A 277-nucleotide genomic window follows, 5' to 3' on the forward strand; every position below is an offset into this window, starting at 1 on the left:
AGATAAAAGATAAGCTTGAGTGTTCGGTTATACCGCGCTTTCAAAACCCATTTGTCGCCATGCTTCAAAAGCAATGATTGCCACTGCGTTAGACAGGTTCAGGCTGCGCGCGTCTGGCATCATTGGAATACGAATGCGTTGTTCCATTGGCATACTTTCGATGAATTCAGCAGGCAGCCCGCGAGTCTCTGGGCCAAACATCAACACATCACCTTGTTGGAATTTTGCATCAACGTGGTGACCTGTCGTTTTAGTGGTGCAGGCAAAGATGCGGAAG

Annotated in this window: 1 protein-coding gene; it reads right to left on the minus strand. The window is 48.0% G+C overall.

The features are described from left to right. Positions 1-27: 27 nt before the first annotated feature. The coding region (locus tag AB4486_RS26100) for a tRNA (cytidine(34)-2'-O)-methyltransferase (RefSeq protein WP_372119657.1) at positions 28-277 on the minus strand (250 nt) is incomplete at its 5' end.

This window comes from Vibrio sp. 10N.222.55.C6, assembly GCF_041473395.1.
Classification (GTDB): domain Bacteria; phylum Pseudomonadota; class Gammaproteobacteria; order Enterobacterales; family Vibrionaceae; genus Vibrio; species Vibrio crassostreae_C.